At 57.7% G+C, this 19,771-nt stretch carries 20 protein-coding genes and 1 tRNA gene; 13 read left to right on the top strand and 8 right to left on the bottom strand.

What is annotated here, in order from left to right; genetic code table 11:
• Positions 1–54: 54 nt before the first annotated feature.
• The gene (locus J8E65_RS01140) at positions 55–1,017 is read right to left on the bottom strand and encodes a PKD domain-containing protein (protein WP_210373566.1); all 963 of its coding nucleotides are present in this window, start codon (positions 1,015–1,017) and stop codon (positions 55–57) included.
• Between the two features lie 265 nt (positions 1,018–1,282).
• Positions 1,283–1,537, bottom strand: a complete 255-nt coding sequence (rpsT, locus tag J8E65_RS01135) for a 30S ribosomal protein S20 (RefSeq protein ID WP_210373565.1) — start codon at positions 1,535–1,537, stop codon at positions 1,283–1,285.
• 126 nt (positions 1,538–1,663) lie between these two features.
• Here rpsT and J8E65_RS01130 point away from each other — a divergent pair, with 126 nt between their 5' ends.
• The 12 genes from J8E65_RS01130 (at position 1,664) to J8E65_RS01075 (ending at position 12,310) form a co-directional block, all read left to right on the top strand.
• Positions 1,664–2,563 carry a M23 family metallopeptidase gene (locus J8E65_RS01130; protein WP_210373564.1) on the top strand — a complete coding sequence of 300 codons (900 nt, stop codon included), beginning with the start codon at positions 1,664–1,666 and terminating at the stop codon, positions 2,561–2,563.
• Between the two features lie 4 nt (positions 2,564–2,567).
• Complete coding sequence (locus J8E65_RS01125) at positions 2,568–3,068, top strand: bactofilin family protein (RefSeq protein WP_210373563.1); 501 nt, start codon at positions 2,568–2,570, stop codon at positions 3,066–3,068.
• 35 nt (positions 3,069–3,103) lie between these two features.
• On the top strand, positions 3,104–3,346 hold the full coding sequence (locus J8E65_RS01120; RefSeq protein WP_210373562.1) for an AtpZ/AtpI family protein: 243 nt from the start codon (positions 3,104–3,106) through the stop codon (positions 3,344–3,346).
• A 102-nt stretch (positions 3,347–3,448) separates the two neighbouring features.
• Positions 3,449–3,748 (top strand): hypothetical protein, encoded by a 300-nt coding sequence (locus J8E65_RS01115; RefSeq protein ID WP_210373561.1) that lies wholly within the window; start codon positions 3,449–3,451, stop codon positions 3,746–3,748.
• A 35-nt stretch (positions 3,749–3,783) separates the two neighbouring features.
• Positions 3,784–4,902: a F0F1 ATP synthase subunit A gene (gene atpB, locus J8E65_RS01110; protein WP_237181498.1), complete on the top strand. Its 1,119-nt coding sequence runs from the start codon at positions 3,784–3,786 to the stop codon at positions 4,900–4,902.
• 50 nt (positions 4,903–4,952) lie between these two features.
• Complete coding sequence (gene atpE / locus J8E65_RS01105; RefSeq protein ID WP_210373559.1) at positions 4,953–5,180, top strand: ATP synthase F0 subunit C; 228 nt, start codon at positions 4,953–4,955, stop codon at positions 5,178–5,180.
• A 108-nt stretch (positions 5,181–5,288) separates the two neighbouring features.
• On the top strand, positions 5,289–5,804 hold the full coding sequence (gene atpF / locus J8E65_RS01100; RefSeq protein ID WP_210373558.1) for a F0F1 ATP synthase subunit B: 516 nt from the start codon (positions 5,289–5,291) through the stop codon (positions 5,802–5,804).
• 6 nt (positions 5,805–5,810) lie between these two features.
• Positions 5,811–6,392 (top strand): ATP synthase F1 subunit delta, encoded by a 582-nt coding sequence (gene atpH / locus J8E65_RS01095; RefSeq protein WP_210373557.1) that lies wholly within the window; start codon positions 5,811–5,813, stop codon positions 6,390–6,392.
• Positions 6,393–6,395: 3 nt separating this feature from the next.
• Positions 6,396–8,003 (top strand): F0F1 ATP synthase subunit alpha, encoded by a 1,608-nt coding sequence (gene atpA / locus J8E65_RS01090; RefSeq protein WP_210373556.1) that lies wholly within the window; start codon positions 6,396–6,398, stop codon positions 8,001–8,003.
• Between the two features lie 11 nt (positions 8,004–8,014).
• Positions 8,015–8,944, top strand: coding sequence for an ATP synthase F1 subunit gamma (atpG, locus tag J8E65_RS01085; protein WP_210373555.1), 930 nt, complete (start codon positions 8,015–8,017; stop codon positions 8,942–8,944).
• A 60-nt stretch (positions 8,945–9,004) separates the two neighbouring features.
• Positions 9,005–9,094: transfer RNA gene (locus tag J8E65_RS01080), tRNA-Ser, on the top strand.
• 114 nt (positions 9,095–9,208) lie between these two features.
• On the top strand, positions 9,209–12,310 hold the full coding sequence (locus J8E65_RS01075) for a UvrD-helicase domain-containing protein (RefSeq protein ID WP_210373554.1): 3,102 nt from the start codon (positions 9,209–9,211) through the stop codon (positions 12,308–12,310).
• Between the two features lie 35 nt (positions 12,311–12,345).
• Here J8E65_RS01075 and J8E65_RS01070 read toward each other — a convergent pair whose 3' ends face one another.
• From J8E65_RS01070 to J8E65_RS01060, 3 genes are read right to left on the bottom strand one after another with little or no spacing between them, the layout of a single operon-like run.
• On the bottom strand, positions 12,346–13,047 hold the full coding sequence (locus tag J8E65_RS01070; protein WP_210373553.1) for a 7-carboxy-7-deazaguanine synthase QueE: 702 nt from the start codon (positions 13,045–13,047) through the stop codon (positions 12,346–12,348).
• A gap of 4 nt (positions 13,048–13,051) precedes the next feature.
• Positions 13,052–13,768, bottom strand: a complete 717-nt coding sequence (gene queC / locus J8E65_RS01065) for a 7-cyano-7-deazaguanine synthase QueC (RefSeq protein WP_210373552.1) — start codon at positions 13,766–13,768, stop codon at positions 13,052–13,054.
• The gene (locus J8E65_RS01060) at positions 13,737–14,198 is read right to left on the bottom strand and encodes a 6-pyruvoyl trahydropterin synthase family protein (protein WP_210373551.1); all 462 of its coding nucleotides are present in this window, start codon (positions 14,196–14,198) and stop codon (positions 13,737–13,739) included. The genes queC and J8E65_RS01060 overlap by 32 nt, the downstream gene beginning before the upstream one ends.
• A gap of 124 nt (positions 14,199–14,322) precedes the next feature.
• On the opposite strand from J8E65_RS01060, the gene queF reads away from it, so the two are divergent.
• Positions 14,323–14,835 (top strand): preQ(1) synthase, encoded by a 513-nt coding sequence (queF, locus tag J8E65_RS01055; protein ID WP_237181497.1) that lies wholly within the window; start codon positions 14,323–14,325, stop codon positions 14,833–14,835.
• On the opposite strand, the gene J8E65_RS01050 is transcribed toward queF, so the two are convergent.
• The 3 genes from J8E65_RS01050 to ilvD are packed head-to-tail and all read right to left on the bottom strand — an operon-like array spanning position 14,832 to position 19,769.
• Complete coding sequence (locus tag J8E65_RS01050) at positions 14,832–16,589, bottom strand: dynamin family protein (protein ID WP_210373550.1); 1,758 nt, start codon at positions 16,587–16,589, stop codon at positions 14,832–14,834. The genes queF and J8E65_RS01050 overlap by 4 nt on opposite strands.
• A gap of 47 nt (positions 16,590–16,636) precedes the next feature.
• Positions 16,637–18,013, bottom strand: coding sequence for an AAA family ATPase (locus tag J8E65_RS01045; protein WP_210373549.1), 1,377 nt, complete (start codon positions 18,011–18,013; stop codon positions 16,637–16,639).
• Between the two features lie 40 nt (positions 18,014–18,053).
• On the bottom strand, positions 18,054–19,769 hold the full coding sequence (gene ilvD, locus J8E65_RS01040) for a dihydroxy-acid dehydratase (RefSeq protein ID WP_210373548.1): 1,716 nt from the start codon (positions 19,767–19,769) through the stop codon (positions 18,054–18,056).
• Positions 19,770–19,771 lie beyond the last annotated feature (2 nt).

The following is a 19,771-nucleotide window of genomic DNA, read 5'->3' as shown; positions in this document are numbered from 1 at the left end:
AAAAGCGGGCTTCCAGCTGGAAGCCCGCTTCAAGCGTTTTACAGAGCGCCCGAATTAGTTGCTGCCCATCAGGCCACTTTGGGTGGTGGGAATCGAGTCGGCACGGCGGTATTGGTCAGCGCCTTCTTTCTTGCTGGTTACCCCTGTAGCGCGGCCGCGGCCTACAGCTACCAGGCGGCTGGCTGCAATACCGTTGGAAGTGTAGAACTGTTCAACGGCACGGGCACGGTCTGCCGACAGCTGCTGCGGGTTACGCTCGCCAGGGGCAGCCCATCCCTCGATGCGTACATACATATTCGGGCACGACTGCAAGATTTCCAGGTTTTCTTGCAGGGCTTGACGCGCGGCATCGTTGAGCACGCTCGAGTTCCGATCGAAGAAAGCAGGGCTCAGCTCGGTTACCTCAGCGCAGAATTCCGCCTCATAAGGACGGACCGTAATGGAGAGCGTGCGCGAGTCCGAGCCGGCATTGTTCGATACGTTTAGCGTAACGGTATAGGTGCCCGGCTGGCTGTAGGTATGCGTGGGGTTAGCGCCGGTGGCAGTGCCGCCATCACCAAAGTTCCATTGATAGGTAAGGGGTTGGTCGCCCTGCACGTTGGCGCTAAAGCGCACTGCCGTCCGCGTGTCTGGCTGCAGGGGGTCAGCCGTGATCGAGATGATTTGGGCGGGCACCGGTGGGCGATACACTACTACCGAGCTCGAGCGCGTACTGGTCGACTTACCTTTACGGTTAGAGGCCGTGACGGTTACCGTATAGGTGCCAGGCTCAGAATAGGCATGGGTGACAGGGTTGCCTGAGCCTGTCGCACCATCGCCAAAATCCCACCGGAATTCGACAGGGGGCTTTGCTTTTTCATTAATGGTGGCCGAAAACGTGCCGCTTTGGTTGACTTGTAGGCTGTCAGGTCCCGATACACCTAGCACTTCGACAGGGGTCGAACGGCAGCCCGTCAAGCCCACAATCGTCAGGGCTACTAAGGCCGTCAAAGCGAGATAATGTTGTGGCTTCTGCATAGCTCGTACACAGGTTAAATGGTGAAACGATAGAAAATAGGGGGATGATCGAAAAAAGAACGGATGGTAAATCACTGAGGTCTAAAGTAAGTCCCCTTTGCCTCTACAGGATCAGAGAGATTGATAAAAATCTCCCTAACGGCTGGCCCCTAAAATAGACATTTAAAGACCCAAAGTAAAGTGACCGATTTGTAATTTCGAAGCACAGAATCCTAATAAAGTCGGCTTGAAATACGCCTGCCTGTTAGCAGGCTGACTAAACATTTTACGCAAGCTGGTTCACGTGCTTTTCCAGCTTTCGCTTATAGTTTGCCGCCTTATTTTTGTGTATAATTCCTTTGACGACCAGGCGGTCGAGCAGGCTTTTGGCCTGGTTGAGCAGTGGGAGGGCTTCAGCTTTGGTTTGTGCTGCGCGAACCTTTTTGATCAAGGTACGCATCCAGCTGCGATAGTAACGATTACGCGCCCGTCGCTTGGCGTTTTGGCGCAGGCGCTTAAGGGCTGATTTGTGGTGTGCCATGAGTGTGCTGTGGAATGGTTTTTGTCGCCTGTGGTAAGTTTATCTAGGGTCAAACTTGGGAGAGGGTGAACCCCTATGCGGTTCGGTTTGTTGCGATCTGTTTACTGAAAAATCTTGAAGGTTGGTATGTGGGCCTTGCTTAAAGTGCTGATGCGCCATGGGGATAGGCCGCTGACGGTGCTGGTGATGGAAGATGCGTATGCGGGCGTGCCGCGCTCCTATGTGGTGTATCCATGGCGGCTTTGGGGATTGCTAGTCGGTATGGCAGGGGGCATCGCCCTGGGGCTGTTTGTGCTTGTGCTGGCAACCCCGCTACGTGAATGGTTACCTGGCATGAGCAATGCTGAGGTGCAGCACCGGACACGGTTAAGCATGCTGCGTGTAGCGGCGTTGGAAGATTCGCTGGCGGCGCAGCAACAATACATGCTCCAACTGCGCAAGTTGATTTTGGGCGAAGTGGCTGCTGAATCTAGTGCAGTGCCTGCGCAAGCGCGCATGGCTTCTGCTGGCGGTGCACTAGCGTCGGAGTTAGCTCCGGCGTTTGAGCGGCGGTCGGCCGATCAGCCTGCCGTTTTTGCTGTGCCAGAGCTGGTCTTGCCCTCGCCTAGACAGGCTATCCCGATAGCGCTGCGAAGCGATCCGCTGCTGCAGTTGCAATTTCCGGTCTTACCCCCCGTAGAAGGCTTTTTAACCCGGGGGGTGGATGCCAAAAGCGGACACTACGGCGTTGACCTGGCGGTTGAAGAAGGCACTGTGGTGCGCGCTATTGGCAGTGGGTATGTGATTTTTGCCGACTGGACGCAGGCCGGAGGTTTTGTCATCGTGGTGCAACACGCCGATGGCTACATTTCTGTTTACAAACACAACCAGCGCCTGCTCAAACAAGTAGGAGATCGGGTGCGGGACCGAGAAGCCATTGCCTTAAGTGGCAACACAGGCGAGATTACCACAGGGCCGCATCTGCATTTTGAGCTTTGGCGTCATGGGCTGGCGCAAGATCCGTTAAACTATTTCGTAACCCGCTAGACGTATGGCAGTATTTGGCAACACAACCCGAAAAGAGGGGCATCGCTCGGTGGGGACGCCGGCTCCTAACCAGCTTAACCTGATTGGGGAAGGGACTGTTTTTGAAGGGACGCTGCGTACGGCGCACGACATTCGGGTGAGCGGACGCATCGTTGGTGCTTTGCATGTGCAAGGAAAGGCGATTGTCGCTGCCGAAGGCGTCATCGAAGGAGAACTGCATGCAGCCAATGCGGACATTGCAGGGCAGGTTCAGGGCAACCTCTTTATTCAGGAGACGTTGCTGCTAAAAGAGTCGGCTCGCGTAGAAGGCAAAATTCAGACCGGTCGCTTGGTCGTCGAGGCAGGTGCCCTTTTCGATGGAGAATGCCGCATGGGTAAGCTCGATCAGGTGATCGAAACCAAGGTGGCAGCAACCAAGCAGGAGCAAACCAAAGGCACTGCTTCATCGGGTCGTGAGGCAGCGCGTTTGCCTAAAACCGGCCAGGAAGGCGCGCCTAGCGCATGACCTCGTCCCACAAATCCAAAGGTGCTGGCGCTTCCATGCAAGAAGCGATGAAAGCCCTGGCTCCTTACATGGGCTTAGGGTTGCAATTGGCGCTGGGCATGGCATTTTTTGCCATCGGGGGCTTTTTGCTGGATCGTTGGCTAGGTACGCAACCCTGGCTGCTGCTTGTGGGCATAGGCTTGGGATTAGTAGCGGTTTTTGCTAAACTGTGGCAGGTGGGGGTGCGGTCACGGGGGCACCTTGAGCCTCCCAGGTCCTCTGGGGACGCTCCGTCGTAGTGGCTATTTATTCAGAATTCACCACTTTGGGGCGAGGGGGTGGGGTCTTTCGCTGTAGTTTGGCGTTTCAGCGGCGCGCTACAGGCGAAAGCTTTCTGCGATATGGAAGTGTCTTGGGTCGATGTGGTGTATGGGATAGGACTGGGTAGCCTGTATCATGGGTTGGGGTTTTGGTGGAATGGGCGCGGCAAAGGCTGGCCGATGGCGCGTTTTGTGCGGTGGGTCTTGGGGGGGATGGCGCTACGGCTAGTAGGAGCACTTACGCTCATTGCCGTAGCCCTGAAGGCGCTTAAGCTGCAGCCTGAGTTGTTTTTGTTGGGCTTTGGAAGCGTGTTTGTTTTGGGATTGATTGGCGAGGTAGGTTGGTGGCATCGCGGCGCATCGGAAAAACAGCGGCGATAAACTGCATGAACAAAGCGGTAAGCCTACGGAGTCTTATGCTCATGCTGTGCGGGCTGGGGATTTTCTGGCCTGCGCAGGGCGTAGCGGCTGAGTCTGAAAACATCAGCGAAGTCTTGATCCATCACACAGCCGACGGTTACTATTTGGCTCTTGAACCTTTTATTACGCTGGAGTTGCCGCGGCTGTTTTTGGTGCGCACAGCAACCGGCTTTCGGCTGGATGCCTTTAGCAGCACAGCGGCAGCATTGCGTTCTGGGCGATACGCTGCTACATACGAGGGTGAGCGTTACGAAGAAGCTGTAGCTCTGGAGCGGCTTATTGCTGCGCATCAGCACCTGTACGCGCAGCTCGTGCCTCGGGACGGGCTTTGGGCCCTAGATCTCTCAATCACGCGGCATTACGTTTTTGGTTTGCTGGCAGCTTTGCTTGTGCTAGCCGTGTTTTTGCCGGTTGCGCGTCGCTACCAACGCGGCGTGGGTCGCACCACGCCTCCGCGGGGCGTTTGGCAGAATCTAGCTGAAGTCCTGATTGTTTTTGTACGCGACGAGATTGCCCGTCCAAATCTGGGCGCCAAGGCCGACAAGTTTCTGCCCTATCTGCTTACCGCGTTTTTCTTCATTCTCTTTTGTAATCTGCTGGGGTTGGTGCCCGATCTAGGAGCGGCCACTTCAAATCTGGCCGTAACTGGTGTGCTGGCGATGTTTACGTTTGTCATCGGGGTGGTGTACGCTTCCAAGGATCACTGGAAACATATTCTTTGGCCGCCAGGCGTGCCGGTGTTTGTCAAGCCTATTTTGGTCCCCGTGGAAATCATGGGATTGTTTACGCGGCACGCAGCCTTGGCTATCCGTTTGTTTGCCAACATGACCGCGGGCACGCTGGTCATCTTGAGCTTGATCGGGTTGATTTTTATGATCAATGCCCTGTTTGGTGCGCTAGCGGCCTGGTTGACAACGCTTCCTAGCGTGCTTTTGACGCTTTTTATTTCGGCGATTAAGCTGCTGGTGGCCTTCATTCAGGCCTATGTTTTTACGCTGCTTTCGGCGCTTTTTATCGGAATGGCTGTGGCAGAGCATACACACGAACATGAACAAGAGGGCGAAAGTGGTGAAGGCGCGGTGGTGCATGCACCACCGGCTGCATCTTCAACATAGACCCTAACCGATAAACGTTACCCCGTAAACCAACTGATCCTTAACGACTTATGGAACCTACTGCTCTAGCATTCCTCGCTGCAGGTATTGGTGCTGGCCTGGTGGCTATTGGTGCCGGTGCGGGCATTGGACGGCTAGCCGCTTCAGCTATGGAAGGCTCAGCACGCCAGCCAGAGGCTTCAGGAGACATCCGGACCTCAATGATTATCGCGGCCGCTCTCATTGAAGGGGTGGCGCTCTTTGGACTGGTGATCTGCATCCTGCTGGCCATTAAATAAGCAGGAGCAGGGCAGCAGGCCTGTGCCGGCTGCCCCCGGAGAGACAGTCCGCAGCTGTCTCTCCCAGGGTAGCAGGAGGGTAGACAAGACCAAGCGGAGAGACAAGGCATGGAACTGATTCTGGCAGCTAATCTGGTCTCGGTCGAACCAGGGCTGATTTTCTGGAAGACGATAACGTTTTTACTGCTGCTTCTGGTGCTCTATAAATTTGCCTGGGGCCCCATTGTGCGGGCACTTCAAGAGCGTGAGGAAACCATCGATACCTCACTGCGTCGCGCCGAGCGGGCGTTGGCGGAAGCGCGCCAGATTCAGGCCGAGAACGAACGCATCCGGCGCGAGGCGGAGCAAGAAGCACAGCGCCTTTTGCGCGAAGCGCGCGAGGAAGCCGAACGGCTGCGCCAGGAAGAATTGCAAAAGACGCGGCTGCAAATTCAACAAATGCAAGCTCAGGCGCAAGCAGAGATCGAACGCGAAAAGCAAGGCGCGCTGGACGAGCTCAGGGCTGTGGTAGCGGATCTGGCGGTGCAAGCTGCTGAAAAGATTCTTCGGGAAAACCTGGACGCCGAGCGGCAGCGCCGATTGGTTGAACGCTTTCTGGCGTCGCTTCCAGAAAATCAGAACTAAACGGGCATGCGTGGCGGTATGCATCCTGTAGCGCGACGGTATGCCCGGGCGTTGTTCGAAGAAGCCCGGGCACAAGCATTGGCCTCTGCCATCGACGCTGACCTCCAACAGCTCAGCGAACTGCTCACCGCTTCACGCGAGCTGGCGCGCATCTTTGAAAGCCCGGTTATTCCTCGAGATAAAAAGCAAAAAATTCTGGAACGGTTGCTTGCCGGTCGGGTGCACCCGTTGACGTGGCGTTTTCTTATGTTGCTCATTGCCAAAGAGCGGGAACACCTGTTGCCAGACGTGGTGCGGGCCTATCAGGTGCTTCAGGATGAGGCGCAAGGTATTGTCGAGGCGCATGTACGTACGGCCTTTCCATTGGACGAGGCTGGGGCTGCTCCCCTGCAGGAGCGACTGGAGCGTTTGACCGGCAAACGCGTTCGCCTTCGCCTAACCTACGATCCTGGCCTGATCGGCGGCTTGGTTGTTCGGATTGGCGATACAGTCTATGATGGCAGCGTACGACACCAGCTGGCCATCCTCCGCGAGCGGCTACGCCGCAATACAATAGCGTTTAACGGAAAATCCAACGTAAGCCCATAAGCTATGGCTACGGCGATTCGACCTGACGAAATTACGGAGGTCCTCCGGCGGGAGCTGGGAGGCTTTGAGGCAGAAGCAGACGTTTACGAAGTAGGAACGGTCCTGCAGGTAGGCGACGGCATCGCCCGCATTTACGGCCTCCAAGGGGTAGGTGCTGGCGAGCTGATCGAATTTCCGCGCAGCGGTGTGACGGGCATGGCCCTTAACCTCGAAGAGGATAATGTAGGCGTTGTGCTCTTCGGCGAGGTGGACAAGGTAAAGGAAGGGGATGAAGCCCGTCGGACACATCGCGTGGCCTCGATCTTGGTCTCTGAAGGAATGCTGGGACGCGTCATCGATCCCCTAGGCAACCCCCTGGATGGCAAAGGACCTATTTTGGGGGAGAAATACGAAATGCCGCTGGAGCGCAAAGCGCCTGGTGTGATTTACCGTGAGCCAGTGCGGGAGCCGCTGCAGACCGGCATCAAGGCCATTGATGCCATGATCCCGATTGGACGGGGGCAGCGTGAGCTGATTATCGGGGACCGGCAAACGGGAAAGACGGCTGTGCTGGTCGACACCATCATCAACCAAAAGTACACGCACCAAACCGACAAGCCGGTCTATTGCATTTACGTGGCCATTGGGCAGAAGGCTTCGACCGTTGCACAGGTGGTGCGGGCGCTTGAAGCGCATGGCGCCATGGAATACACCGTCGTGGTGAATGCGCCTGCTTCGGCCCCAGCCCCAATGCAGTTCATTGCACCGTTTGCTGGGGCTTGCATCGGTGAGTTCTTCCGCGACACCGGCCGCCATGCACTTGTGGTTTACGACGATCTCTCTAAGCAAGCGGTTGCCTATCGTGAAGTGTCGCTGCTGCTGCGCCGTCCCCCCGGGCGCGAAGCCTATCCAGGCGACATCTTCTATCTGCACAGCCGATTGCTAGAGCGCGCAGCCAAGATTATTAGCAGTGACGAGGTTGCCCGTCAGATGAACAACCTGCCCCCCTCCATTAAGCACTTGGTTAAAGGGGGCGGTTCGCTGACCGCGCTGCCGGTGATCGAAACGCAGGCTGGAGATGTATCGGCCTACATCCCCACCAACGTGATCTCGATTACCGATGGCCAGATTTACCTAGAGGCGAATCTGTTCAACGCGGGCATTCGGCCGGCCATCAATGTCGGCATTTCCGTCAGCCGTGTGGGCGGTAGCGCGCAGATCAAAGCCATGAAGAAAGTGGCCGGTACGCTGCGTATCGAACTGGCCCAGTATCGCGAGCTGGAAGCTTTTGCTAAGTTTGGCTCAGACCTAGACCCCGCCACGCAGCGCCAGTTGCGGCGCGGTGAGCGGCTGGTTGAAGTGCTCAAACAAGGCCAGTACCGGCCTATGCCGGTTGAAGAACAGATTGCCATCATTTTTGTGGCAACGCAAGGACTGCTCGACCCGCTACCGGTGCATCAGGTGCGCGCCTTTGAACAGGAATTTCTGGAACGGCTGCGCTTGCGTTATGCAGAGCAGCTTAAGCAACTGGCCCAAACGGGCGAATTGACCGATGAGCTGGCCCAGATCTTCCGCAAAGAGGCCCAGGCCCTTATTGAGGTCTACACAAGCAGCGAAGCGCAACCTGCCTGACGGCTCTCCCTATGGCAAGCCTTCGAGATATCCGCAACCGGATTAATTCAGTCAAAAGCACGCAGCAGGTCACGCGCGCCATGAAAATGGTGGCCGCAGCCAAGCTGCGCCGAGCACAAGAGCGCATCTTTCAAACGCGCCCCTACGCCTTTGAACTGGCCGAGGTGATCAGCCATCTGCAGGGGCATATCGATCCAGGGCTGCATCCACTTTTTCAAGCGCGCCAGGAACGACAGGCTGCGCTGCTGGTGGTGGTTACCGCAGATCGCGGGCTCGCTGGGGCCTTTAATGCCAACATCATTAAGCTCGCCGAGCAAACCATCGCCCAGGTGTACGAAACGCTCGCCCGCAAGGGACAGCTTTACCTCTACTGCATTGGCCGAAAGGGCTACGACTATTTTCGCCGCAGAAACTATCCCATCGCTGGACATCAGCAGGGGATTTTCGATCGGCTCACCTTCAACATGGCCCGTCAGATTGCCGATACGCTTGCCTCAGGCTATCTGGAAGGGCAGTGGGACGAAGTGCGCATCGTCTATAACGAATTCCGCAACACAATCGCCCAAAATCGAATCGTTGAACCATTTTTGCCAATCCCGACCGAGCGTTTCCTGACGCCTATCATGGAACGGGATCTGGGGCAGCGACCCCACCTAAGGCCGGGCTATCAGGTAGATTACCTTTTCGAGCCGAATCCACAGGCGATCTTAGAAGCACTTGTTCCTCATTACCTAAGCTACCAGATTTGGCGGATTTTGCTAGAGTCCTACGCGGCCGAGCAAGGCGCACGCATGGTAGCCATGGATAACGCCACCACCAACGCCGAAGAATTATTGCGGCAGCTGCGCCTCAAATATAACCGGGCACGCCAAGACGCGATCACAAAAGAAATACTTGAAATCACCAGTGGTGCCGAAGCGCTAGCCAAGGGTGGCGCATAAATTGCCCTAAAACTCCGGGAACGTTATCTTACGGCTTACGTAGAGCAGCCCAGATTAGCCGGAGAGGTGGGTGAGTGGCTGAAACCAGCGGTTTGCTAAACCGCCGTACCGCCTAAAGCGGTACCGAGGGTTCGAATCCCTCCCTCTCCGCGACCGCAAACAGGCCCTGCCATAATGGCAGGGCCTGTTTTATTGGCAACAACTGGCCTTGCGCTGCAAGTTCGCGTAACTTTGCTGCAACCGACAACCTTGCTGCGCTAGGCCATGCTGTTTGCGGCTGATCTGCACGTACACTCCAAATACTCCCGAGCAACCAGTCCGGACCTGGATCTGGAGCACCTGGCCTTGTGGGCTTATCGTAAGGGCATTGCGGTAGTTGCTACGGGAGACTTTACGCACCCAGCCTGGATGGCTGAGCTTCGGGAAAAACTCGTTCCTGCTGAACCTGGGCTGTTTCGCTTGCGGGATGAACTGGATCGCGAAGTCCGCCGCCAAGCTGGCGTGCCAGCCCTCACTCCCGTTCGTTTTATGCTCGAGGTCGAAGTTTCAACGATTTATAAGAAAGGCGATCGCGTACGCAAGGTTCACCACCTCCTCTATGCACCCGACTTGGACAAAGCCGAGCGCATTCGCGAAGCTTTGGGCCGCATCGGTAACCTAAAGGCTGATGGTCGGCCTATCCTTGGGCTGGATTCCCGCAATCTGCTCGAAATCACCTTGGAAGCTGGTGAAGGTTGCTTTCTGATTCCTGCGCACATCTGGACCCCTTGGTTTTCGGTGCTGGGCTCGAAGTCGGGTTTTGATACGGTCGAGGCCTGCTACGGCGACCTGACGCCCCATATTTTTGCCCTCGAGACTGGTCTTTCGTCGGATCCGCCCATGAACTGGCGGCTTTCGGCACTAGACCGCTATACGTTGGTTTCCAACTCCGATGCGCACTCGCCTGCTAAGCTGGGCCGCGAGGCTTGTCTGTTTGATACGGAGCTAGACTACTTTGCCATCAAACGGGCGCTTGAAACGGGGCAAGGCTATAGGGGCACCATTGAGTTCTTCCCTGAAGAGGGCAAGTATCACCTGGACGGCCATCGCGCCTGTGGAGTGCGTTTGGAACCGGCCGAAACGCGCCGCTTGGGTGGACGCTGCCCGAGCTGTGGCCGGCCGATTACCGTAGGGGTGCTGCACCGCGTTGAAGCCTTGGCCGATCGCCCTGAAGGTGCGCACCCAGAGCGCCCCATGCCCTTTGAGCGCCTTATTCCCCTGATCGAAATCTTGGCTGAAGTCGAAAACAAAGGGCCGGGCACGCAGGCCCTGCAGCAACGCTATGCGCGGCTGCTGGGGGCGCTGGGTCCGGAGCTGAGCGTGTTGCGTGAGCTTCCCCTGGAAGAGCTGGCACGGCACGCGGGTTCGCTGCTGGCCGAGGCTATTCGTCGCATGCGGGCAGGTGAGGTGATCCGCGAAGCAGGATATGACGGCACCTATGGCGTAATCCGGCTGCTCACCGATGCTGAACGGGCGCAAGGCAGGGCTGTGGGGTTCCTATTTGATCTGCCCTTACCCCAAGCAGCACCCAGGCAACCCCGGGAACCCGTATTGCCCCAAGCTGCCCCCTTGGCTGAGCCAACGCCTCCGCCTGTTCACCTGACCCCGACCAATGGCAACGGTGGCCTGCTGGCTGGGCTAGATGAGGATCAGCGCGCTGCAGCCGAATACATCGAAGGGCCAGTACTCGTAGTAGCCGGTCCAGGCACAGGTAAAACGCGCACGCTGACCTACCGGCTGGCGTACCTGGTGCGGGAACGCGGTGTCGATCCGACCCAATGCCTAGCGCTTACGTTCACGCGACGGGCAGCTGATGAAATGCGCCAGCGCCTCCAGGCCTTGCTCGGCGCTGATGCTGAAAAACTGACCGTGACCACCTTTCATGGTCTTGGATTAGACATCTTAACGCACTATGGCGACCGATTGGGCTTGCCCAGAGCGCTTCGGGTAGCTACCGAAGCCGAGCAGCGTGCACTGCTCGAAGCCCAGGGCTTTTCGCCTACCCAGGCGCAGCGACTTTTATCCCATCTTTCGCGGCTGAAACGCACCGGACAGGCAACCGACCAGCACGTGTTGGCAGTGCGCGCAGCCTACGACCAGGCACTCCGGGAAAGGGGTCAGGTAGACTACGACGACTTGATTGGTCTGTCGCTCGAGCTTTTAGAGACCGATCCCGAAGTGGCAAGGGCCTATCGCGAGCGCTTTCGCTGGATTTCGGTCGACGAATTTCAAGATGTGGATGCCTGCCAATACCGATTGCTGCGGCTATTGGCTCCAGAGCCCAATGCCCGTCTGTTTGTCATCGGCGATCCCGATCAGGCTATCTATGGATTTCGGGGTAGCGATGTGCGCTTTTTCTTGCATTTTACCCATGATTATCCCAATACCCGACGCGTGCTGCTCCGGCAAAACTATCGCTCAACGCAAACCATCCTCGAGGCAGCTCAGCAGATGATCGCCCCAGCGTCGCTGGTGCCAGATCGCGCGCTTGTGGCCCTGCAGCCGGGCGGCGAGCCCATTGATGTAGTGGAATGCTTCAGCCCTCGGGCTGAAGCCATTTTTGTAGCCGAGACGATCGAAAGGCTTATCGGGGGCACCTCTTTCTATGCCCTCGACAGCGCTCGGGCAGATGGCCAAGAGCATACCTATACTTTTGGGGATATAGCGGTGCTTTACCGTACTGAAGCCCAAGCAGCAGAATTGCAAGAAGTGCTAGCTCAGGCCGGTATTCCGTTCCAGAAGCGGACGCACCGGCTTATTATCGAGCACCCTGCCGTTGAGGCGCTGCTTGAGCAGTTGGCCGAAGCACCTGCCGCCGCAACACTTACAGAACGGCTGGCCCAGTGGGTAGCCCAAGCAGCGCCTGTGCCAGAGCTCGAAGCGCTGCTTCCTATGCTGCGGATGCTGGCTGCCCAGTGTGGGGATGACCTGACGGCTTTCCGAAACGAACTGGCGCTGCGCAGTGAGGCCGACCTGTGGGATCGTCGCGCTGAAGGCGTTTCGCTGCTCACGCTGCATGCAGCTAAAGGGCTAGAATTTCGGGTTGTTTTCATTGTAGGCTGCGAAGAGGGGCTATTGCCGCTCAGCTACGACGGCGTGGTTGATCAAGCCCAAGAGGCCGAAGAGCGACGTCTGTTTTTTGTGGGGATGACACGTGCGCAAGAGCGCCTGTTTGTGACCTGGGCCCGAAAGCGTCACCACAGGGGACAGCTCCAGGCGGCTTGTCCCTCCCGATTTCTTAGGGATGTGCCGCCAGGCTACGTTCGGCACAAAGTGCACGCTGCGCGTGCTAAGCCCCCAGGTGGCCGCCAATTGGAGCTGTTTTAGCCACAATAGCTTCCGTGCACGCGTCGCCAGTTGGGTTATTCCACCCCCAAGATTTTGTGTGCTTGGACCGAAACGCGCCAGGCAGGATGGGCCAGGGCAAGTTCGACCGCACACCGCTTGGCCATTTCCAGCCGAGGGCCATCTTCGGGCTGAAGCCAAAGCAAGGGGAGCGGTCGGCCGCCTAAGCGATGCAGTCGTGCCCGTCGCGCAAAGCGGGCATACTGCTCGGGTCGATAGTCTGGCACAATCAGCTTCAACTCATCGAAAAATTCTAACCGCAGCTGCTCTTCGGGTAATTTCGGGCTACACACGATCCAGTCAGGAGCGATGAGCTTGCCGGTTACCGGATCGGTGCATGCCTGGCGCAGGCTCATTGTCCCGTTGGTCTCAATGGCCACAAAGTAGCCTGCTTGTTTTAGGGCAGAGACAAGCAAGGCATCGAGCTGCAGCAAGGGCTCGCCACCGGTAAGTACGCAGAAGCGGATGGCGCCCCCAATGTCTTGCAGGGCGGCTATGAGCGCCTCGGCCGTGTAGGCGCGGCTACCTGCTTTTCGGAAGTCTGTGTCGCACCAACGTGGGCAGTTAGCCCCGGTGCGCCTTGCGTCGCGTTCCCGGTCGCGTTCGTAGCCAGACCACAGGTTGCATCCTACAAAACGCACAAAGACAGCTGGCCTTCCAGCGAAAAAGCCTTCGCCCTGCAGGGTTTTCCAGATGGCCTTGATCCGGTAGGTGCGCACGGGATTAGTCGAGCCATCCGCGGGCTTTGGCTTCTTCGTAGCCGCGAGCGCGGAGGATCGAGGCGGGGTTGTCGAGGCGGCCGTAGCCCCATTCGTGGCGTTCGGAGCGGTCGCCATTGTAGTCGGTATGCGTGAGTTCAACAATCACCTCCAGAATGCCTAGTTCACGCGCCAGTCGCCAGGTTTCTGCTTTGGTTAGGTGCATCAAGGGCGTGTGGATGCGGATGGTTACATCCAGTGCCAGCGAAAGGGCTTGCTCCATAGCATCGATAAAAGCACGGCGGCAGTCTGGGTAGCCCGAATAGTCGGTCTGGCACATGCCGCCGACTAAGTCGTGAATTCCACGCGTAAAGCCGTAACTGGCCGCCAACGTTAGAAATAACGCGTTGCGGCCAGGTACAAACGAGGCTGGCAGGTGAGGCGCCAGGGGATGGGCAGCCGATACCTCTTGGTTAGCTTCAAGGAGTGCACTTCCGCTAAGGAGACCGCGCAGGTCCAGCACGGTAAAGGGTACGCCAGCGTGGCGTGCGATTTTACGGGCTTGCTCCAACTCAACCGCGTGCTTTTGGCCGTAGTGGAAGCCGATGGCTTCCACCTTTGGGAAGTAGTGCCGTGCCCAGTAAAGGCAGGTGGTAGAGTCCTGCCCACCGGAAAAAAGCACCAAGGCTGTTTCGCCGTGTGTGGTGGGCTTAAGCGTGGGGAGCAGATTCGGGGTGGACATCGGGCAGCAGCGCACGTTCCAGTTCAGCAAACGAGGTTTCGGTCTCAGCCAAGCGCACCCACAAGCGCCGTACGCCTTGGGCACGCAGCCAGTCGCCTGCTTCGTGCATAAGGTAGTCGGCTATATAGGTGCATAGGTTCTCTGCGGTCGAATCGAAGGGGAGCACCACGTAGCGAGAACCCAGGGCATCTAGGGCTTCCTGCAGGGCAGTATCGCTGGCAGCCACTAAAGTGGCATGGTCCCACCGATCCAGCAGAGGCTTAAGCAAACGCTTGAGGTCCTGAAAATCTACCAAGATCCCCCGAGCGTTAGGCGTGCCTTCAAGCCCAACGACGAGGCGGTAGGAATGGCCATGCAAGTGGCGACAGGCACCTTGATGCCAGGGTAGCCGGTGCGCCGCCTCAAACCGAAACTGTTTGGCAATTTTCATAAGATGAAAAAATTTCTAGTGGTTACGTTTCATGAAACGCCCGAGTGGCGTTGGGGTGTCGTAGGATCCGACAAACGTTGAACCATCCTTGCAGCAGTGCGTTTTGCTGCAAAAAAACAAAAACATGGCGATGACCGAACCAGAGCGACAGGCATGGGCTGAAAAGCTTGCAGCGCTTCGGGAAGAAGCGCTCCTGCATACGGAACAAGCGCTGGCCTATATGGCGCGCTACGGTATTCGGCCTGAGGGGCACATTCAGCCTTTCTTGCCACCCGCAGCGCGGCAGCAGCACATAGACCGCCTGCCCTACGAGCACGCTGTACGGCAAGTGGTTGTGTATGAAACCGAGCCAGGCGAGTTTTCTGCCGTCTGTCCGTTTTCGGGGTTGCCAGACTATGGCGTGCTCCGGATTGAGTACGTTCCCGGAAGTTGGATTCTGGAGCTTAAGAGTTTAAAGTACTACCTCATTTCTTGGCGGCATATTGGGGTGACGCAGGAAGACGTGACCGCTATGGTCTATCAAGACGTCATGCGCCATCTTGAAGACCCCGAGTATTTGAAAGTCACTACCGTCTACAACGTACGTGGAGGCATCCGGACCACCTGCACGGTTGACAGCCGTGAGCAGCGACGTTAGCCAACGGGCACGGCCTTTGCGACAGCTGCGCGCAAGCGTTGGCATTCGCGGCTTAGCATCCGCAGTTCTTCGGTGGTTTCACTGATCAGGCGGTGTTCGCGCGCGACAAATTCCCGGTAAGGGTTGAGCGTCGCGGCTAGGCGTTCGAGCAGGTGGTCTACCTCATATTCGAGCTGTTGCGTTAGGGCTGTGTGTAGCGAGGTCCGCAGCAGCGTAATCCGCTTGCGGAATTCCTGCAAGGCGCGCCGCTTTTGGAGCGGAAGTACGACAAGGCCAAATAGAGCCAGTACCCCAGCTGCCGCAAAGCCTCCGGTCACGTCGAGCCCAGCGGCGGTAATGAGCATGGTGATCAGCGCGCCCAGTCCGGCTAAGGCTTCCGCGTGCAGGAAAAGTGCTGCGGCATCGCGCGCATTTTCTAAAATGCGACGGGATTCTTCGCGCAGGTCGTAGGTACTCAGCTGGCGTGCGGCCTGCGCTACGACCGACTCGAAGAGTCTCCGGCGGTCGTGCAGCAGTGCTGCCTGCACACGGGGAGGGCGTCGGCGGACGACTTGTTCAACGCGTTGGGTGAACTCATGAAAGCTCAGTTGCCAGCGCTGGAGTCCCTGCGTCAGCAAGCGATCGACCGCTTCAGCAAGGGTGGCTTCCAGACGCTGGTCTAAGTCGCACACCACCTGATGGGCAAATGCTTCTTTAAAGCGATCCCGATCGCGCAGCAGGCTCAGCCGGCCAATCCGAATCACCTCCTGCAAAAACTTCAAGCCCCGGCGTTCAACCTTAAGGAGCTGATTATCGATTTCCGCCAAATAGGGACGCACCGTGCTGAGAAGCTCCTGATAGGCGGCTTGGAGCTGCGCTTCTAGGCGATTCAGGTTTTGCTGATCTTGCTTCACTAAAGTGCGTCGCTTAGCCAGATGGATACGCAGGCGCGTGATCAGCCGTTCAGCTATGTCGAGTGGTGTGGAGAACTTAAGCCGAAGGCGTTCAGGGCCAGCTAGGCGTGCTACCAAGAAGTGCTCGAAAGCTTCGAAGCGACTGGCTTGCCAGCACTGCTGGCGTTGCGTTGGGTTTTGGCTCGTACGTGCTTCGAAAGCCTGTATAGCACTGATGGGGAAGATCTCTGGCTCAAAGCCCAGGAGTTCACGACAGGCTGCGCGGATATGTTCGAGCACTTGCGTAAGGTCGGCTTCGGATCGGGCCAGGTCGGCTTTGTTCAGTACAAATACCAGACGTTTAGCCCAGACGTCGCGGATGTAGGCAAGAAACTGGCGTTCGCTTTCGGCTAATGGGCGATCGAACGAGGTCACAAAAAGCACCAGATCAGCCCGGGGAATAAACCGCTCGGTCAGCTCCTGGTGGCGGCGAAGGATAGAATTGGTCCCGGGCGTATCGACAAGTACCAGGTGACGCAACCTAGGCAAGGGATGGTAGCGCTCCACAAGGTATGCTGAGCGGGGGCGTTCTAGCTGCACCGTTCCATGACGCAGCAGCGTAATGCGTGCTGTGGTAGGGATAGGTCCTTCTTCGAGCAGCTTTTCGCCAACAAGCGCGTTGAGCACGCTCGATTTGCCCGCGTTGAACTCGCCGACGACCACCACGACAAAGGGGGCCTCAAGCGCCTCGATCACTTCAGAAAGGCGCTCGCGCAGGGTCGGCTCGGCCCCGGTACGGGCCAGCAGACCATGGAGCCGGACAAGCAAGTTGCGCTCGCTTTCAAGCAGTGCTTCGTGTTCGGCCGTCAGCAGTGCGTCCATGTGGTCGCCTTGGCCCAATCCGTAGAGAGAGGTAAAAGTACAAAAACTTATGGCTTATGGGTATCTGGCCGGTAGCGTTTGAGGCGTTTGGGCAGGTTTTCGGCCAGGTCGCGTTGTCGCCAGGCAGCTAAACGTTCGGCGATTAGGCGTTCGTAACCCTGATTTGACGGCTCGTAAAAATAGGTGCCCTGCATGTGATCAGGCAGGTACTGCTGGGCAACGTAGTGTTCGCGATAGGCATGCGGATATTTGTAGCCTTGGCCGTGACCAAGGCCTTGTTGGTCACGATGGGCGTCTTTCAGATGGATAGGTACTTCGCCGCTTTGCTCGCGCTCCACGTAGGCTAGCGCGTCAAAATAGGCCATTGTCGTGTTGCTTTTGGGTGCCGTGGCCAGGTACAGGCAGCATTCGGACAAAAGGAACTGCCCTTCGGGCATGCCTACATACTCAAACCCCTGCGCGGCGGCTGCGGCCACTTGTAAGGCCTGCGGATCGGCCAGTCCAACGTCCTCGGCTGCAAAGATCAGCATGCGACGCAAGATAAAGCGCGGGTCTTCTCCCGCATAGATCATCCGGGCAAGCCAGTAGAGGGCAGCATCCGGATCAGACCCCCGCAGGCTTTTGATAAAGGCGCTGATGGTGTCGAAGTGCGCATCCCCTTCTTTGTCGTAAAGCACGGCCCGACGCTGAATGGAATCTTCAGCAACAGGCAGCGTAATGTGAATGCGGCCTTCGGCATCGGGCGGTGTTGTTTCGACAGCTAGCTCCAGGGCATTCAGCAGCGAACGGGCGTCGCCACTGGCCACATCGATGAGATGCTCCAGGGCTTCGGGATCGACGACAACGTTGCGGCGGCCGTAGCCACGCGTGGGATCGGTGAGCGCTTGCTGGGCAATGCGTCGCAAGTGTTCTGGCGTGAGCGGCTTAAGCTCAAAAACGCGAGATCGGCTGACCAGCGGTTTGATCACCTCAAAATAGGGGTTTTCCGTAGTAGCACCAATGAAGATGACCGTGCCGTTTTCGACATGAGGGAGTAAGGCGTCCTGCTGGGCTTTGTTGAAGCGGTGGACTTCGTCGATAAACAGGATGGTACGCCGCTGATGCAGCCGCAGGCGTTCTTGAGCGGCTTCAATGGCATCGCGGATGTCCTTGACGCCGGCAAGCACGGCGTTGAGGGCAGTAAAATGCGCTCGGCTGCTGCGTGCAATGATTTGGGCCAGCGTGGTTTTACCTGTTCCTGGCGGACCATAAAAGATCAGCGACGAGAGGCGGTCGGCTTCGATGGCGCGGCGCAGCAGCTTGCCAGGCCCTAAGATGTGTTCTTGTCCGACGAATTCGTCGAGTGTGCGTGGCCGCATGCGTTCGGCCAAGGGCGCCTGTGCCTGCAGCAGGCGCTCGGCTGCCTCCTGGAACAAGTCCGACATAGGCGTTCCCGCCGTAAAGCCCTCACCGCTAGATACCGTTTCAGGCAGGCGTTGATCCCAGGGTTACCGTTTCGCTCAGGGGCGCGTCAGTAATGCAGCCGTGGGAAGCGTCCTGCACGGTTTGAATGTAGCGGTAAAGTACGCCGCGTGAAACCTTCAGCGGTGGGGGGGTCCAGGCAGCCCGGCGCTGCGCCAGCTCTTCGTCGGAAAGGGCTACCTGAATCGTCCCGGCTTCGGCATCGATCGTGATGCGATCGCCATCCCGGATGAGCGCGATCGGGCCGCCTTCCTGGGCTTCAGGCACGACATGGCCAATAATGAAGCCATGGCTACCACCGCTGAAACGACCGTCGGTAATCAGTGCTACATCCTGGCCTAAGCCTGCACCCATGAGGGCGGAGGTAGGTGTAAGCATTTCAGGCATGCCGGGGCCCCCTTTAGGCCCTTCGTAGCGAATCACGATCACATCGCCGCGCTGAATGCGGCCTGCTTCCAAGCCGGCCAGCATGTCCTCCTCGGAGTCGAACACGCGGGCTGGGCCGCTGAAGCGCAAGCCTTCTTTGCCTGTGATCTTGGCCACGCAGCCGCCAGGGGCCAGGTTGCCGTACAAGATGTAGATGTGGCCGGTAGGTTTGATGGGGTTGTTCCAAGGACGGATGATGTCCTGGTCCTCAGGTAAGGCAGGCACTTCGGCCAGGTTTTCGGCAACGGTTTTGCCCGTCACCGTAAGCGCATCGCCGTGAAGCACACCATGGGCCAGCAAAAGCTTCATCACCGCGGGCACGCCCCCAATGCGGCACAGGTCTTCCATAACGTAGCGACCACTTGGCTTCAAGTCGGCCAAGAGCGGTACGCGCTGCGCCAGGCGCTGAAAGTCGTCCAGGCTGAGGGGCAAGTCAAAGGCATGCGCGATGGCCAGCAGGTGCAGTACCGCATTGGTTGACCCCCCCAAGGCCATCACAACGGCGATGGCGTTTTCAAGCGAGGCGCGGCTGACAATGTCGCGGGGCTTAAGGTCTTGCTCCAGCAGCTGACGCATGACGATCCCTGCCCGTCGGCATTCTTCGCGCTTGCGTGGGTCTTCGGCTGGAAGACTAGAACTAAAAGGGAGCGATAGCCCCATGGCTTCAATGGCAGCTGCCATGGTGTTGGCCGTGTACATGCCACCGCAGGCGCCAGGACCTGGGCAAGCATGCCGAATGATAGCACGGCGCTGCTCATCGGTAATTTTGCCCGCTAAGTATTCGCCATAGCTTTGAAAGGCACTTACGACATCGAGCTTCTGGCCGTTCAGACAACCTGGACGGATCGTGCCCCCGTAGATCATGAGGGCGGGGCGATTTAGACGGCCCATAGCGATAACGCAACCCGGCATATTCTTGTCGCATCCGGGCAGCGCAATAAGACCGTCGTACCATTGCGCCCGCATGACCGTCTCGATCGAATCGGCAATCAGATCTCGTGAAGGCAAGCTGTAGGACATCCCGTCCGTGCCCATCGAGATGCCATCAGAAACGCCAATGGTATTGAACCGAAAGCCTACCATCCCAGCCTGCTGAACACCGGCCTTCACTTCAGCTGCCAGCTCCAGCAGGTGCATGTTACAAGGATTGCCCTCAAACCAAACCGAAGCAATGCCGATCTGTGGCTTGTTCAGGTCTTCTTCTTTTAGGCCCGTGGCCAGAAGCATGGCCTGTGAGGCGCCTTGCGATTTAGGCTGCGTGATGGTGCGGCTGTAACGATTTAGCAGCGGCATGG

The organism is Rhodothermus bifroesti (assembly GCF_017908595.1).
In the GTDB taxonomy this organism is placed as follows: Bacteria; Bacteroidota; Rhodothermia; order Rhodothermales; family Rhodothermaceae; genus Rhodothermus; species Rhodothermus bifroesti.
Note: the sequence above shows the minus strand (reverse complement) of the source record. Positions and strands in the feature narration are given on the sequence as shown.